This is a genomic window from Limosilactobacillus galli, from assembly GCF_947381495.1.
GTDB classification, from domain to species: domain Bacteria; phylum Bacillota; class Bacilli; order Lactobacillales; family Lactobacillaceae; genus Limosilactobacillus; species Limosilactobacillus galli.
The window spans coordinates 51,790-67,001 of the sequence record NZ_CANCWK010000001.1; the positions used below are offsets into that span (position 1 = coordinate 51,790).

At 52.9% G+C, this 15,212-nt stretch carries 13 protein-coding genes and 1 other annotated feature; of the genes, 6 read left to right on the plus strand and 7 right to left on the minus strand.

The genetic code is table 11. The features are described 5' to 3' along the window. Nucleotides 1-66 precede the first annotated feature (66 nt). From QOS10_RS00285 to ezrA, 6 genes are all read right to left on the minus strand, one after another. Nucleotides 67-708, minus strand: a complete 642-nt coding sequence (locus QOS10_RS00285) for a JAB domain-containing protein (RefSeq protein WP_283592994.1) — start codon at nucleotides 706-708, stop codon at nucleotides 67-69. Between the two features lie 55 nt (nucleotides 709-763). Continuing rightward, nucleotides 764-2,077, minus strand: a complete 1,314-nt coding sequence (locus QOS10_RS00290; protein ID WP_283592995.1) for a bifunctional folylpolyglutamate synthase/dihydrofolate synthase — start codon at nucleotides 2,075-2,077, stop codon at nucleotides 764-766. 74 nt (nucleotides 2,078-2,151) lie between these two features. Next, entirely contained in the window at nucleotides 2,152-4,809 is a 2,658-nt protein-coding gene (locus QOS10_RS00295) for a valine--tRNA ligase (protein WP_283592996.1), read from the minus strand. Nucleotides 4,810-4,892: 83 nt separating this feature from the next. Further along, nucleotides 4,893-5,108: a binding site (T-box leader), on the minus strand. A 46-nt stretch (nucleotides 5,109-5,154) separates the two neighbouring features. After that, on the minus strand, nucleotides 5,155-6,375 hold the full coding sequence (gene thiI / locus QOS10_RS00300; protein ID WP_283592997.1) for a tRNA uracil 4-sulfurtransferase ThiI: 1,221 nt from the start codon (nucleotides 6,373-6,375) through the stop codon (nucleotides 5,155-5,157). Nucleotides 6,376-6,410: 35 nt separating this feature from the next. Beyond that, nucleotides 6,411-7,559, minus strand: coding sequence for a cysteine desulfurase family protein (locus QOS10_RS00305; RefSeq protein WP_283592998.1), 1,149 nt, complete (start codon nucleotides 7,557-7,559; stop codon nucleotides 6,411-6,413). Between the two features lie 206 nt (nucleotides 7,560-7,765). Then, nucleotides 7,766-9,466 (minus strand): septation ring formation regulator EzrA, encoded by a 1,701-nt coding sequence (gene ezrA / locus QOS10_RS00310; protein WP_283592999.1) that lies wholly within the window; start codon nucleotides 9,464-9,466, stop codon nucleotides 7,766-7,768. Between the two features lie 316 nt (nucleotides 9,467-9,782). On the opposite strand from ezrA, the gene rpsD reads away from it, so the two are divergent. Further along, the gene (gene rpsD / locus QOS10_RS00315; protein WP_283593000.1) at nucleotides 9,783-10,388 is read left to right on the plus strand and encodes a 30S ribosomal protein S4; all 606 of its coding nucleotides are present in this window, start codon (nucleotides 9,783-9,785) and stop codon (nucleotides 10,386-10,388) included. A gap of 49 nt (nucleotides 10,389-10,437) precedes the next feature. Here rpsD and yaaA read toward each other — a convergent pair whose 3' ends face one another. Next, nucleotides 10,438-11,181: a peroxide stress protein YaaA gene (gene yaaA / locus QOS10_RS00320; RefSeq protein ID WP_283593002.1), complete on the minus strand. Its 744-nt coding sequence runs from the start codon at nucleotides 11,179-11,181 to the stop codon at nucleotides 10,438-10,440. A 245-nt stretch (nucleotides 11,182-11,426) separates the two neighbouring features. On the opposite strand from yaaA, the gene QOS10_RS00325 reads away from it, so the two are divergent. The 5 genes from QOS10_RS00325 (at nucleotide 11,427) to QOS10_RS00345 (ending at nucleotide 15,203) form a co-directional block, all read left to right on the plus strand. After that, complete coding sequence (locus QOS10_RS00325; RefSeq protein WP_283593003.1) at nucleotides 11,427-12,167, plus strand: fructose permease; 741 nt, start codon at nucleotides 11,427-11,429, stop codon at nucleotides 12,165-12,167. A 106-nt stretch (nucleotides 12,168-12,273) separates the two neighbouring features. After that, the gene (locus tag QOS10_RS00330; protein ID WP_283593004.1) at nucleotides 12,274-12,765 is read left to right on the plus strand and encodes a YueI family protein; all 492 of its coding nucleotides are present in this window, start codon (nucleotides 12,274-12,276) and stop codon (nucleotides 12,763-12,765) included. Then, complete coding sequence (locus tag QOS10_RS00335; RefSeq protein WP_283593005.1) at nucleotides 12,765-14,069, plus strand: replication-associated recombination protein A; 1,305 nt, start codon at nucleotides 12,765-12,767, stop codon at nucleotides 14,067-14,069. The genes QOS10_RS00330 and QOS10_RS00335 overlap by 1 nt, the downstream gene beginning before the upstream one ends. Nucleotides 14,070-14,354: 285 nt before the next feature. Then, nucleotides 14,355-14,648 carry a hypothetical protein gene (locus QOS10_RS00340; protein ID WP_283593006.1) on the plus strand — a complete coding sequence of 98 codons (294 nt, stop codon included), beginning with the start codon at nucleotides 14,355-14,357 and terminating at the stop codon, nucleotides 14,646-14,648. Between the two features lie 66 nt (nucleotides 14,649-14,714). Continuing rightward, the gene (locus QOS10_RS00345; RefSeq protein ID WP_283593007.1) at nucleotides 14,715-15,203 is read left to right on the plus strand and encodes a universal stress protein; all 489 of its coding nucleotides are present in this window, start codon (nucleotides 14,715-14,717) and stop codon (nucleotides 15,201-15,203) included. Nucleotides 15,204-15,212 lie beyond the last annotated feature (9 nt).

A 15,212-nucleotide genomic window follows, 5' to 3' on the forward strand; every position in this document is an offset into this window, starting at 1 on the left:
TTCGAACATTAATATACATTATCAATCCTGCGAGGGAAAATTTTTCGGACGAAATTAAAATTTTCTTTAACTTTGCGCCTGCAGTTCCTGTTCCCGCCAGCTGTAATACTGGTCATTGCCTACGATCATGAAATCAAGCACCTGGATACCCAAGAGCTTGCCGCCCCGTTCCAATCGCTTGGCAAAGGCCAGGTCCTGCTGGGAAGGCTTAATATTACCGGACGGGTGATTATGAACCATCACTAGGCCGCTCGCCGAATACCGCAGGGCATGCTTAAAGATCTGGTCAGGGTACAGGACGCACTCGCTCCTGCCGCCGATAAACAGCGTCTTAAGCTTGATGATGTTATTTTGGGCGTCGGTAAAGGCTACACAGACACTCTCCTGCTCTTCGCCGGCAAAGTGGGCAATCATGGCCTGCCCTAGCTCCACGCTAGAATAGGCGACTCCTTCGATCTCCGGGTACACCTTGACCATTGCCGCTCCCAGGTCCAATGCCATAAAGAACTGGTTTATCCGCTGGTCGCATTGACATAACTCATCCCGCTGGTTTCGTGAAATCTGTTTGAGATCGATCAGGTCCGGGTAGTACAGCTGCAGATATCGATACGCGCTTATCCCATGAATCTCGACGTCGCTAAGGCAACACCTGATCGCCCGTTCATACAAACTGGTGGCTTGAAAGCCCGTCAACTTCTGTTCTTCCATTTCAATCGCTCCTTTGTATTTATCCGCTCACTAGATAAATACGCAGGAAACACGATTAGTCATCAAATAAGTGGCGAACTTCTGAAATAAAGTACAGGGACCCGGTCACGATCATAACATCCTCGCTGCTGAGCTGACCGGCCACCTGCTGGAAACCAGCCTGCCACGTATCCGCTACCTTAATCGGGTACCGGCTGGACAGCTGGGCGGCCACCTGGGTCAGATCGGCACTCGGCCGCTTGGGGCCCGGCCCCGCAAAGTTGGTAACGGTCAGGTGGACATTCCCCAGGCTGGCCAGTTCACCAAGCATCAAATCGTATTGTTTATCAGCCAGAATGGCAACCAGGATATACACATCCCGATCGGCAAAGTCGTCCCGGATCGACTTGACTAGGGCCTGCATCCCCGGCAAGTTATGAGCTCCGTCGAGCATGACCGGGGGTTCACGGTTGACGACTTCCATCCGGCCGGGCCACCGGCTGGCGGCGAGGCCCTGGTGCAGGGCCGATTGATCAACCGGCAATCTCCGCCCCTGCAGGAAGAGCTGGGCTGCAGTCAGGGCGATCGCTGCGTTTTCTACCTGGTAGTCCCCTGCCAGGCCCAGTTGGAAACGGCCATGGTGGATATTCAGGCCGTCATACTGGATCTGGGCACGTAGGCCGTGGGCATTGGTCTTGCGGACCGCAAAGTCACGTCCCAGCTCAGCCAAGGGAGCGTTCTTCTCGGTCGCCGTCTGCTCAATCACCTTCTGGGCTTCGGCCGGCAGCTTGCCGATCACCACCGGAACCCCCGGCTTGATAATCCCGGCCTTCTGCGTTGCAATCGCCCCCAGGGTGTTGCCGAGGTACTTCATGTGGTCCCAACCGACCGTGGTGATCACACTGACGTCGGGGATAATCACATTGGTTGAATCATAAAGGCCCCCGATGCCGACCTCCAGCAGGACAACATCCGGCTTTTTCTCGGCCATGTAGCAGAACATCAGCGCGGTGTCGATCTCAAACTCGGTTGGCCCCCCGGTCGGCAGCTCACGGTCGAGTTTTGCAACCACCGCCTCCAGACGCTGGGCCAAGCGTACAAGGTCATCATCGCTGATCTGCTGGGCATTGTACTCAATCCGCTCGTTGAAACGGGTGATAAAGGGCGAGGTGAAGCTGCCCACCGTCAAGCCGCTGTCAAGCAGCATTGAACGCAGCATTGCCACCGTCGACCCCTTCCCGTTGGTCCCGGTCACGTGAATGTAGTGCAGGCCCTGCTCCGGGTTACCTAGTTCGGCCAGAAAGCGGCGCATCCGCTTGAGGGTCGGAATCTTCTTGAATTTTGTCCGGCCATGGATAAAGGCCAGGGCGTCTGCGTAGTTTTGAATCATGATCTTCTCTCCCCTTCAAAAACAAAAAAGATGGTTGTGATACTGAAATAGTACCACAATCACCTTTTAATCGTTTAGGCTTCTTCCAGCGAAGCCAACCGTTCCTTGGCAGAATCAAGCTTCTGCTGCCATTCAACGGCCTTTTGCTTTTCTGCTTCCACGACCTTTTCAGGGGCGTTGTTGACAAACTTCTCGTTGCCCAGCTTCTTTTGGGAACGTTGAACTTCCTTTTCGAGCTTGGTAATTTCCTTCTTCATCTTGGCCCGTTCTTCATCCAGGTCGACCAGTTCGGCCATTGGGATGTAGACCTCGGCCCCGGCCAGGATTCCGGACATGGCCAGCTTAGGGGCTTGCACATCCGTACTGATGGTCAGCTCTGCCGGGTGGCAGAAGCGGTCGATGTAGTCGCGGTTGGCATTGAGCATGTCACCGAGGTGCTGGTTATCAACCTTAACCAGGATATCAACCGGCTTGGACATTGGGGCGTTGGCCTCGTTCCGGATGTTCCGGACCGCCTTGATCATCTCGATCAGGTTGCTCATCTGCTCAGTAGCAGCGGGGTCATCCAGGTCCGCGTTAGCAACGGGGTACTTAGCGACCATGATGGACTTGCCGTCGTGCGGCATTGACTGCCACAGCTTTTCGGTCACGAATGGCATGATCGGGTGCATCAGCTTCAGGGTCTGGTCTAAGACGTAGCCCAAGATGTTCTTGGTGTCGGCCTTCTCCTCATCAGTCCCGTTGTTGAGCTTCTCCTTGGTCATTTCGATGTACCAGTCGCAGAAGTCGTTCCAGATGAAGTTGTACAGGGCCCGCCCCGCTTCACCGAATTCAAACTTGTCAAACTGTTCGTTGACCTGCTTGATGGTAGCGTTCAGCCGACTCAGGATCCAACGATCAGCCAGGTCCCACTTCGACTTGTCAGGCAGGACTGGTGCTGGCATGTCGCCGAGGTTCATGATGACGTACCGGCTGGCGTTCCAAATCTTGTTGATGAAGTTCCAAGCGGCATCCATCTTCGTGTAGGAGAACCGGATATCCTGACCAGGGGTAGATCCAGTGATCAGGAACCAGCGCAAGGCGTCCACCCCGTACTTCTTGATGACGTCCATTGGGTCAATCCCGTTTCCGAGGGACTTGCTCATCTTCCGACCCTGTTCGTCACGAATCAAACCGTGCAGAAGGACATTCTTGAATGGGGCCTTACCAGTGAATTCCAGAGATTGGAAAATCATCCGGGATACCCAGAAGAAGATGATGTCGTAACCGGTAACCAGGGTGCTGGTTGGGAAGTAACGCTTGTAGTCCGGTGAATCGGTGTCTGGCCAGCCCATGGTTGAGAATGGCCATAAACCACTACTGAACCAGGTATCGAGCACGTCGGTATCCTGCGTCCAGTTTTCGGCATCCTTTGGAGCTTCCATGCCCACGTATACTTCGCCGGTCTTCTTGTGGTACCAAGCCGGAATCCGGTGGCCCCACCAGAGCTGCCGTGAGATAACCCAGTCGTGAACGTTTTCCATCCACTGGGTGAAGGTGTGTTCGAACCGTCCCGGAATGAAGTTGACCTTGTCCGCCGTCTTTTGGTTGTCGAGGGCCAGCTTAGCCAGCGGCTTCATCTTAACAAACCATTGGGTGGACAAGCGGGCCTCAACTTGCACCCCGGTCCGCTCAGAGTGACCAACGGAGTGCACAATTGGGACTACCTTGAGCATGTAGCCCTGGTCGGTCAGGTCCTTGACCATGGCCTTCCGGGCTTCGAACCGGTCCATCCCTTGGTACTTGCCGGTGTTCTCGTTCATGGAGGCGTCTTCGTTCATCGTGTTCAATTCTGGCAGGTTATGACGCTTCCCAACCTTGAAGTCGTTCGGGTCGTGGGCAGGAGTGATCTTAACCATCCCAGTTCCGAAGTCCGGCGTTACGTAGTCATCAGCGATGATCTCGATTTCCCGGTCAACCAATGGAACCCGGACGTGCTTGCCGACCAGCTCCTTGTAACGGTCGTCGTTCGGGTTAACGGCAACGGCCTCGTCACCAAACATGGTTTCTGGACGGGTCGTGGCAATTTCAATGTAGTCCTTGCCGTTGAAGGTCGTCCCGTCGGTGAATGGGTACTTAACATGGTAGAAGGCACCCTTATCGTCCTTGTGGATAACTTCAATATCAGACAGGGCCGTCCGTGCTTGCGGATCCCAGTTGATAATGTAGGTTCCCCGGTAGATCAAGCCCTTCTTGTACAGGTCAACGAAGACCTTCCGGACGGCCTTGTTCAGCCCTTCATCCAGGGTGAACCGTTCCCGGTCGTAGTCCACGGAGATCCCAAGCTTAGCCCACTGCTTGTGGATAATGTCGGCGTATTCGTCCTTCCAGTCCCAGACTTGTTGAACGAACTTCTCCCGCCCAAGGTCGTAACGGGAAATTCCCTGCTTGCGTAAACGCGCTTCCACCTTGGCCTGGGTAGCAATTCCGGCGTGGTCCATCCCTGGTAACCAGAGAACGTCGTAACCCTGCATCCGCTTTTGACGGATCAGCATATCCTGCAGGGTCGTGTCCCAGGCGTGTCCCAGGTGCAGCTTCCCAGTAACATTCGGCGGTGGAATAACAATTGAATATGGGTGGGCCTTCTTATCGCCACTTGGCTTGAAGAGACCCTGGTCAATCCACCATTGGTAACGACCAGCTTCAACGGCTGTCGGATCATACTTTGTTGACATTTCCTTATCGGCTGCCATCGTATAATCGCTCCTTTCAAGATTATAAAATTGAGTTTCATCATATAAAAACGGTGACCAAATAAAAATCGCCCTATCAAAACAGATAGGACGATTGAATTCGCGGTACCACCTACGTTGAGCAGCCACTGGACTGCCCCGCTTGTTCATTTAATAACGGTAAATGAACCGGGCCCGCCTACTGAAATTCAGCGAACTAGCTCCCGAGCTACATTCGCGAAGCTGATCCGGGTCTTTCCAGCAGCGACCCTCTCTGGTGAATCATGGTACCTCGTTACTATTTCGGTCATCGCTTAATATTATGCTTGTATAATAGCTAAATTATCGCTGAGCGTCAAGCACCGATTACAGCAATTCGGCAAAAACGTCTTCGTTCTGGTTGAGGAAGTCTTCACCGGGATGGATATTGGTAATCTTGATCCCATCCAGGGAACGCTTCATCAAGCCTTCAATATCCAACCGCTGTTCGTACTTACGGGCCCGTTCCACATTTGGCCGGGTCTTTGGCGACGGCGGTGTGAAGACGGTACAACAGTCTTCGTACGGCAGGATCGACAGGTCATAGGTGCCAATCTGCTCGGCAATCTTGATGATCTCCGTCTTGTCATAGGATAGGACCGGCCGCAGAACAGGATAAGACGTAACGTCGTTGATCGCCAGCATACTCTCCATCGTCTGGGAAGCCACCTGACCGAGGGACTCCCCGTTAAAGATTGCCAGGCCGTGCCGCTTAACCATCAGGGCCGCCGCCAGCCGCAGCATCATCCGCCGCTGCACCGTCATCAGGTAACCCTCGGGCACCTTCTCCTTGACTGTTTCCTGGATCTCGGCAAATGGCACCTGGATGAAGCGGATGCTCCCGCTGTACTTGGCCAGACGTTCGGTCAGCTGCTGGGCCTTAGCCAACGCCTGCGGACTGGTGTACGGCGGACTGTAGAAGTGGACCATTTCCAGGGAAACGCCCCGCTTCATCGCCAGGTAGGCGGCTACTGGCGAGTCGATCCCACCGGACATCATCATCATTCCTTTACCAGCGGTACCAACCGGCAGACCACCGGCCCCCTTGATTGTCTCGCTGGACAGGAAGATCCCGTTGAGGCGGATTTCAACCCGCAAGGTCAGGTCGGGATGGTGAACATCAACCTTGAGCTTGTCAGGGAACTTATCCAGCAGGTAGCCCCCTAACTTGTTGTTCATCGCAAAGGTATCCAGTTCGAAATGGTGGTCAGAACGGCGGGTCTCGATCTTAAAGGTGATCGGGTGGTCGACCTGTTCTTCAATCATCTGGGCCGCCGCCTTGGCAGCCGCATCAAAGGACTTCTCAACCCGAATGGATGGGGAGAAGTTTTGGATCCCAAAGACCAGCTTCAACCGGTCCATTACCTGGTCGTAGTCCGCCCCGTTCAATTCAACGTGCAGACGGTCCCGCTGGGCGTGCACCTTGACCTGGTCGAAACTATGAAGGGCGTGGCGAACGTTATCGCCGAGCCGATCGATGAACGACTTCTTGTTATGACCCTTGGTAGACAGCTCACCATAGCGAACCATAATTTCGGTGTATTGCAAGCGCAATTCCTCCTTTCAATTTTTTCAACGATATATTAATCAATAATCTTTTGGAAACCAGCGTAGAGGGTATCAAAGACCTTATTGAACTCATCGGCCTCCGCCAGCGTGTTCTGGTCCCCCAGACTGATCCGGACCGCACTAGTGGCGATCTCTTCCGGAATCTTCATTGCGGCCAAAGTCCCCGCCTCGGAGTGCTTCTTGGAAGAGCAGGCACTAGTGGTAGAGATGTAGATGCCCTTATCTTCGAAGGCGTGAACAATGGTTTCTCCACGAACACCTGGAATGGCGAAGCAGAGGACGTGGCAGGCAAAGCCCTTGTCACGGCCAGAGATCAGCTTAACATGGTCGAACTGACTGAGGTGATCGTAGATCCGTTCCTTGATGGCCTGCTCACGCTTGACGGCCTCATCCTCGCCTTCCTTGATCAACCGGATAGCCCGCGCCATGGCGACGTCACCCGGTGTGTTCTCGGTTCCGCTCCGCAGCGTCCGTTCCTGACCGCCACCGGCAACCAATGGGGCCAATTGCCGGCCGCTCTTCACGTAGACAAAGCCGGTCCCCCGGGGAGCGTGGAACTTGTGGCCGGAAAAGGTGGCAAAGTCCACCCGGTCGCTGAAGACCAGGTCATCGACACCCTTGTCAATTGCCTGAACCGCGTCCACCATGTAGTGAATGTTCGGGTAGTCCTTCAGGATCTCACCGACTTCCTTGATCGGCTGAATTGTCCCGATCTCGTTGTTGATGGCCATAATGGAGACCAGGATGGTGTCGGGACGAATGGCCGCCTTGACGTCAGCCGGGTCAATCCGGCCTTCCTTATCAACCGGCAGGTAGGTGATATCAAAGCCCAGCTCCCGCAGCTGTTCCATTGGGTTGCGGACCGCCGCATGCTCAACGCTGGTCGTAATGATATGCTTGCCGAAGCGGTGCTTAGCCATCGCCGTTCCCTTAATCACCCAATTGTCCCCCTCGGAACCACCACTGGTGAAGATAATTTCACTGGGCTTAACCCCCAGCAGCTTGGCAATCTGCTGACGTGACTGTTCCAGCAGGTTCCAGGCATTTTCGCCAAAGTTGTGAAGACTGCTTGGGTTACCCCAGATCTTTTGACTGACCGTATCGTAGGTTTGCAGAACTTCCGGTGCAATCTTGGTCGTTGCACTGTTATCAAAGTAGATCATTAACTCTGTTCCTTTCCTCATAAAGATGATAATTAACGAGCAATCAGCAGATGAACTGACGGCTCGTCGAAATATTGGCGAGCATGCCATTGAATAGTTCGACTCAATCTTAAAACGACTTTATATTATAACAGAAAATCACCCGAGCGGCATTGAAAAAAGCATGGGGATAAGCTATTTGCCCATCCCCATGCATTATTATTACTCTATTGTTCATTTATTTCCTGGTAGTAGCTGTCCTCAATCCGCTTATAGCTGCCCGGTTCAGCCTCTTCCAACGCTGTGGCAATGGCTTCGAGACTGCCGGCATAGTTATATTGGTTGAACAACTCCTGAGACTTCTTAGCAGCCGCCGCCACCTTCTCGTTACCCGCGAAACGGTTAGCATACTGTTGAAGGCGTTCGGTCAGCTCCGCACTGTCACGAAGGTCGTTGGTCTTGTCCTGGAGCTTCTCCAGGTCCGACTCGACCATGATCAGCTGCTTTGTTACGTTCTCCATGTTGATCTTGTATTCGTCCAGCTCACTGGCCAGCTTCTTGACCTCATCGCTGACCCCGAAAAAGTAGTCCATATATTCCTGAGAAACCCCGGGAAGGTTAAGCTGCTCAACTTGGCGCCGAATTGTCCGCAAGCGTACAGAATACTGCTGCAGCATCTTACGGGCCCGTTGCTCATCGGTCTGCAACTTGGCGACCGCATCATTGATTTTGTTCTGCTCCTCTTCAATATCCGTCAGCCGGTCACGGTTAGCTTTCTCCCGGTCGACAATCCGGCTAAAGACCGCCTGCTGATCACGGATCGCCTGGTGGTCCTCATTATATTGCTTGACAATTGTCTTAATCTGTTCGTTCAGCTGCCGCGCACGTTCAAATTCATTGTTATTCAGGGTGTAGCTGAGACTCAGCCGATCCAGCTCAGCAATCAGCTCATTGTTCTGCTGCTGAGCATGCTGAGTAAACCGCCCCATCATCTCAACCAGGTGCCGGGCCTCGGGCCGCGCGTCGATTTCCTTTTGCATCACCGCGTAAATATGGTCGATCTGATCCGCCAGGTCGCTGTTAGCCTGCTTGACCACGTCCAGCTGCAGGTCATTGAGCTGCTCCATGGTTGCCTTAACCTTGGCTTGCAGCCGCTCGATCTGCTGGTCGATATCGTCCTCGACGAAGTGGTAATGTTCCTTTTTCAGGGTCTGGTAGCCGCTGGTCAGTTCAGTCAGCTGACCGGGGAATTCGGCTACCAGCGGCTTATACAGTGCCGGCACCCGTTTGATCTCCGCGGCCAGTTTCTGATTCCCCTGCTGCAAATCATTGAGGACCTCCTGGGCAGCATCCTGGTCACCCTTTCTGGTCAATTCAACAAAGCGGTCGTACTGTTTCTCCAGACCATCCAGCTGCTCATTCAGCTTCTTGGCGCTGTCGCCGTATTTAAAGTTCTTTTCATTTAATTGCTGATGGAACTTCTGATAGTTCTTTTTAATCCGGTCAATTGCCTGCTGGTGAGACTTGCTCTGCTGTTCAATCTGCTGCAGGGAAGTCGCCACCTCTTTTCGCGCCGTCGTTGCTTTGGCCAGTTCGTCGCGCAAATCATTGACTTGGGCACTGATCGTCAGTAGTTTAGTCGTGCGGGCAGCCTGAGCCAGGTCCTGCCCCGTGGAGCGAATGGCCTTAAGCTGGGGAACAATTTTGTCATTGTAGCGGTCCCTCAGCTGATCAAATTCCTGCTTGGCATCACCCGTCAGTTGGAGCTGTTCCGTTTCTTTTAACTGCTCTTCGACCTTGTTATCCATTAACTTTTGGCAAGCCGCTATTATCCCCTGGACCTGTTTGAGGATGCGGTGCTGGTACCATACAACCCCACCCAAGATAACCAGAATCACGATCAAAACTACAATTAAGACTTGAAACATTACAATCTCCACCTACAAATAAATTTGCCCTAACATAAGCTAATACTAGGGAAATTATACCATAGGATCACCAGGGGTGAATTACTAAAAATCCCCAATTTGCAACAAATCAATTGACGATGGCCGGTTCGGCATTGTATACTAGTTTTTGTGTAAAATAATGCAGCAGTGAGGGGCAAGCTCGTCAACAGACTAATGCCGAACGGTGTTTTTAGTAACCCAGCTGCAAGGGTGAAAAATTCAAATCAGCCTGCACGAATGCCAAGCTCACATCGGATTATTTTACTCCAACTAAATATATTGGAGGAATTTATTTATGTCTCGTTACACTGGTCCAAGTTGGCGTGTATCTCGTCGTCTTGGTGTTTCACTTTCAGGTACTGGTAAGGAATTAGCACGTCGTCCATACGCTCCTGGTGACCACGGTCGTGATCGTCACGGTAAGCTTTCTGAATATGGTACGCAACTTCGTGAAAAGCAAAAGCTGCGTTTCATGTACGGAATGACTGAACGTCAATTCTCCAACCTGTTCGTTCGTGCCGGCAAGATCAAGGAAGGTACCCACGGTGCTAACTTCATGGCCCTGCTGGAACGTCGTCTGGACAACATGGTTTACCGTTTAGGTTTGGCTACTACTCGTCGTCAAGCTCGTCAATTGGTTAACCACGGTCACATCACTGTTGATGGCAAGCGCGTTGACATCCCTTCATACGAAGTTGATGTTAACCAAGTCATCAGTGTTCGTGAAAAGTCCAAGAACCTGGACATCATCAAGAACGCGGTTGACGCCGTTGTTTCTCGTCCATCTTACGTTGACTTCGACGCTGACAAGCTCGAAGGTAAGTTGAACCGGATCCCTGCCCGTGAAGACATGGATGCCGACATCGATGAAGCCCTCATCGTTGAATTCTACAACAAGTAAGATTGACTTACTTATACCAAAAAGCAGCTCCCCGGTGGAGCTGCTTTTTTTATTGCTTGATGAAGGTTAGCCGGTCTGGCGTCGAATATTCCGGATGGTAGTGATAGGCGACATTAAAGGCCTTCACCCCCGCCAAGTCCGTAATATTATTCTCCGCCAGGTAGCGAACCATGTTTCCCCGGGCCATCTTGGCTAAAGTGGCCTTCTGCTTGACCCGGCCATCAATCACTTCCCCAAAGACACAGGTCACCAGGCGCCGCTCGCCACTCAAATAAGGGGTCACTGCCCGTGCGTATTCTTTGGAGGCCAGGTTGAGCACCAGCCGATCCTCCCGGTATAATTCTTCAGCTAGCCGGCCGCCCCAAAAATGGTAAAGGTCGGCAGTCACTGCCACCTTCGCCCGGTCGCCCATTCCCAGGCGGTAAGGCACGATGCCGTCGAATGGGCGCAGCAGACCATAAAAGCCGGAGAGGATGCGCAGGTGTTGTTCAATGTACGCTAACCCTTGATCAGTAAAGACGTCCGGCGCCATGTACTGGTACTGTAGTCCCCGGAAGGCCAAGATTGCCGGTGTCAGGTTCTGTGTCAGGTCCATCTCCTGGACCCGCCGGTAGTTCAGCCTCGCAATTTGGGTGCTGCAGTTCCACCATAAACGATGGAGCTCGTCATAGGTCAATCCCCGCAGCCAGTTCAGTATCTCTTGGGTCTGTGGTAAAAACTGCGGCAGGTGCTGATAAGGCAACGAATCGGTATCAATCTGCATGGTCCGCGCCGGTGAAACAATGATTTTCATTGAAATTCCTCCTTTCTCTAATTATGATCCTATCATGTTTGCAAAATTTATTTAAAATTTTTCATTCGTGTATTGTCTCACTTGTATGTCAACCGGTTGGCATATTCTCTAATAAATATATTTATAATAGTGCATGTGTCACATTAGTGCTTGTTGACATCTAGTCCCTAACGTTGTAAATTACCATTCGTAATGCGAGTGAAAGAATTCACGAATTAAGAGAGATAAGAGAAGGAGTGTTTTTTATGGATGAAGAAATTCCAGTCCATGGCCAAGTCGCCAAGCGAACCATTTCCCTTACGGCCAGCTGGGCATTCTTTGCATTTTCAATTGTTATTAACTCGATGGGAAACGTGCTTACCCTGGTAACCAGTTCCCATATTCATCCCCAATTCCTGGGGTCCGCTTACTGGACCGCTGCGGAAAACAACCTGGGGATTGCTATCCTGGGTAACCGACCAACCACCCTGTTCTGGGCCTTCATGATCCTGGGGATGCTGACCTCAGTCTTAAACGCCATCCTGATGCACAAGTGGGACTGGCGGCGGATCGGCGGCAACTTCATCTTCATGCTGCCGTTCTCCCTGTTCATTCAGTGGTTCTCCAACATCTTCAACCGGATCATGCCCGACGCCACGACCCTGCCGATGGTCATTCTTTACGTACTGATCAACTTCTTAGGGGTGGCCTTCATTGGGACTGCCATTTCCATCTACCAGCGGGCCAACCTGGTTCTGCACCCGGCCGATGACCTCTTCCAGATCATCCGGTTCCGGTACTGCCACGGAAATGCCACCATTGCGATGTGGGCTTCCTACATTCCACCGACGATCATGGCCATCATCGCGGCGATCATCCAGGGCGGCATCTACAACTTCGGTCTAGGGACCCTGTTTGCCTTAGCATTCCAGGGCGCCATCACTGGCTGGGCGGACCTGCACATCTTCCCACACCTCAAGCACCAAGCATTGGATGTTGGTAACTAATTCTTATAGCTAAAGCAGCTCGTCAGTGCGGGCTGCTTTTTTCGTATCTCAGGGCATAACTTGTTATAATGAAGTCACGAAAATAAGAGAAAGGATGGTTCACCTAATGGCAACCGATAACCAAAAATCCGGGGCTGAACAGCGGATCGAAAATGCAATTTATGGGACGCCTAAGATCAAGCCTGATGAACAGCGCAAGTACCTGGGCACCTTCCGTGAGCGGGTCTGCCTCACCATCAGTGTTAAAGAATTGCACGAGCAGAACTGGCAGCCGGCCCTGGTTGCTGAGCTCAAACGGGGAATCGGCAACCTGGTTTTCCTGAACGGCAACCTTCCCCATGAAGATCTCCATCCCTACCTGCTGGCCACCAACCAGCACGGCGGGATCTTTACCATGAAGACTGATCCCGAATTCCGGACTGATCCAGAATCACTAGCCGTGGTAGTCGCCGCCAAGACCGGGGTTTACCAATCACCGGTCGACGTCGAAAAACGCTACCCCCAGTTCAAGGGCGCTCCATCATCGGCCCCCAAACAAGCCGACAACGAAAAACGCGGCTTCTTCTACCGGCTCTTCCATCAGAAGGGGGAAGCATGATGCAGCAACCCCTCGCCTACCGAATGCGGCCCCGCACCCTTGACGAGGTTGTCGGCCAACAGCACCTGGTCGGCGCCGGCAAGATCATCAACCGGATGGTCAAAGCCAAGATGCTCTCCTCGATGATTCTCTACGGTCCGCCGGGCACCGGGAAGACCAGCATTGCCAGCGCCATCGCTGGTTCAACCAAGTATGCCTTCCGTAAACTAAACGCCGCCACCGATTCCAAGAAGGACTTGCAGATTGTGGCGGAAGAGGCCAAGATGAGCGGTACGGTGATCCTCCTGCTCGATGAAATCCACCGTCTGGACAAGAGCAAGCAGGACTTCCTGCTTCCCCACCTGGAGAGCGGCCGGATTGTCCTGATCGGGGCCACCACCGAAAATCCCTACATCAGCATCAACCCGGCCATCCGGAGCCGGACGCAGATCTTCCCCGTCCACCCGCTGACTAGTGACGACATCAAGGTGGCCATTGAGCGGGCCCTCAAGGATCAGGAACGGGGGCTCGGCAAGCTCCCAATTGAGCTAGCCCCAGAGGCTGAAGAACAGTTGGCCACTGCTACCAACGGCGACCTGCGCAGCGCCCTCAACGGACTGGAACTGGCCGCCAAGTCGACCGACCCGGGCGATGACGGCAAGATCCACCTAACCCTGCCGATTATTGAGGAGAGTGTCCAAAAGAAAGCATTAGGGGCCGACAAGGATGGGGACGCCCACTATGACGTTATCTCCGCCTTCCAAAAATCCATTCGCGGTTCCGATACCGATGCTGCCCTCCACTACCTCGCCCGTCTGGTTGAGGCCGGGGACCTGCCAAGCATTGCCCGCCGGCTGATGGTAATTGCCTACGAGGATATTGGCCTGGCCAACATGCCGGCGGCTCAGCGGGCAGTAACTGCTGTCCAGGCGGCCGAACGGATTGGCTTCCCCGAGGCCCGGATCCCGTTGGCCGATGCGGTGATTGAACTCTGTCTATCGCCCAAGTCTAATTCCGGAATCACCGCCATTGACGCCGCCATCGCCCAGGTCAAGCAGGGTGGGTTCGGCGATGTCCCCGACCACCTCAAGGATGCCCACTATAAGGGCGCCGCCAAGCTGGGGCACGGCACCGACTATGATTTCCCTCATGACCATCCCCAGGACTGGGTGGCCCAGCAGTATCTCCCTGATCGGATCAAGGATGCCCAATACTTCCATCCTAAGCAGAACGGGCACTTTGAGCAGGCCTTAAACCGCCAGTACTGGCAGCTGCGGCGCGCCCAGCACCAGGCATTGCGCGGTCACCATCATCCGGGGAAATAATTGCCTAATTGAGCAAAAGATGCTAACATAATAATTGAAAATTCTGTAGTGTACGCGTTGTCTAAACGCAGGTTTGCCTTACAGTCTTTTTACTTTGGGACTAGTGCAATGCCCTTTCTACAGCATGCCTTTTCACTTGGTAGTTGGCGACTGGGCGGCCGTGTCCCACCTGTCTTAAACGCAGGTCAACACTGAATGACAATTAACGGCACCAACGGAGTTTTTGGCGCGGTGATGATTAGCTTTGTCACCGCGCTATTTTTTATTCAAAAGGACTGAACACCAATGATCTTATCAATCTTTGTGACCCTCTTCGCCCTGATCGCCCTCTTCGAAGGGATCTACTTTCTCACCCACCTGGGCAAACCCTTTTTGATCTTCGACCCGGTCAAGAGTAGCTTTGTCCACCGTCAGCTCCAGATTTGGGGTGTGATAATGACCGTTCTCGGTATTATCACCCTGATCGCTGCCTGGACTAACAGCATTGCCTTTATCGTCACCATGGTGGTCCTGGGCTGCATTCTGGAAACCCAGATGGCTTTCTCAATCACTAGTGAATTTCGGGCAAAGAATCGCTGACTTTGCTTTACGTCTATTCTGCGAAAAGTGTATAATAAGGTAAAGGATTTATGAGGAGGCACTAATATGGCACAAGAATATAAACACATTTTGGTTCCAGTTGATGGATCCGCAGAAGCCGAATTAGCCTTTAAGAAGGCGGTTGCCGTTACCAAGCGGAACGGTGAAGATGCTGAACTGCGTCTGCTCCACGTCGTTGATACCCGGGCATTCCAAAACATCTCCAGTTTTGACACCTCGATGGTTGAGCAGGTTACCGACACTGCCAAGAAGACCCTCGACAAGTACGTTGACTACGCTAAGAAGAACGGTGTCCAAAAGGTCAGCTACTCCATCGAATATGGAGCCCCAAAGACCATCATCGCCCGGGACGTTCCAAAGGAAATGAACGCCGACCTGATCATGATTGGGGCCACTGGTCTGAACGCGGTTGAACGGATCCTGATCGGTTCTGTTACCGAATACGTTACCCGGATGGCAATCTGCGATGTCCTAGTTGTCCGGACTGACCTTGACAACAAGCCGATTGAAAATCCAAAGAACAAGAAGAAGTAATATCTACCT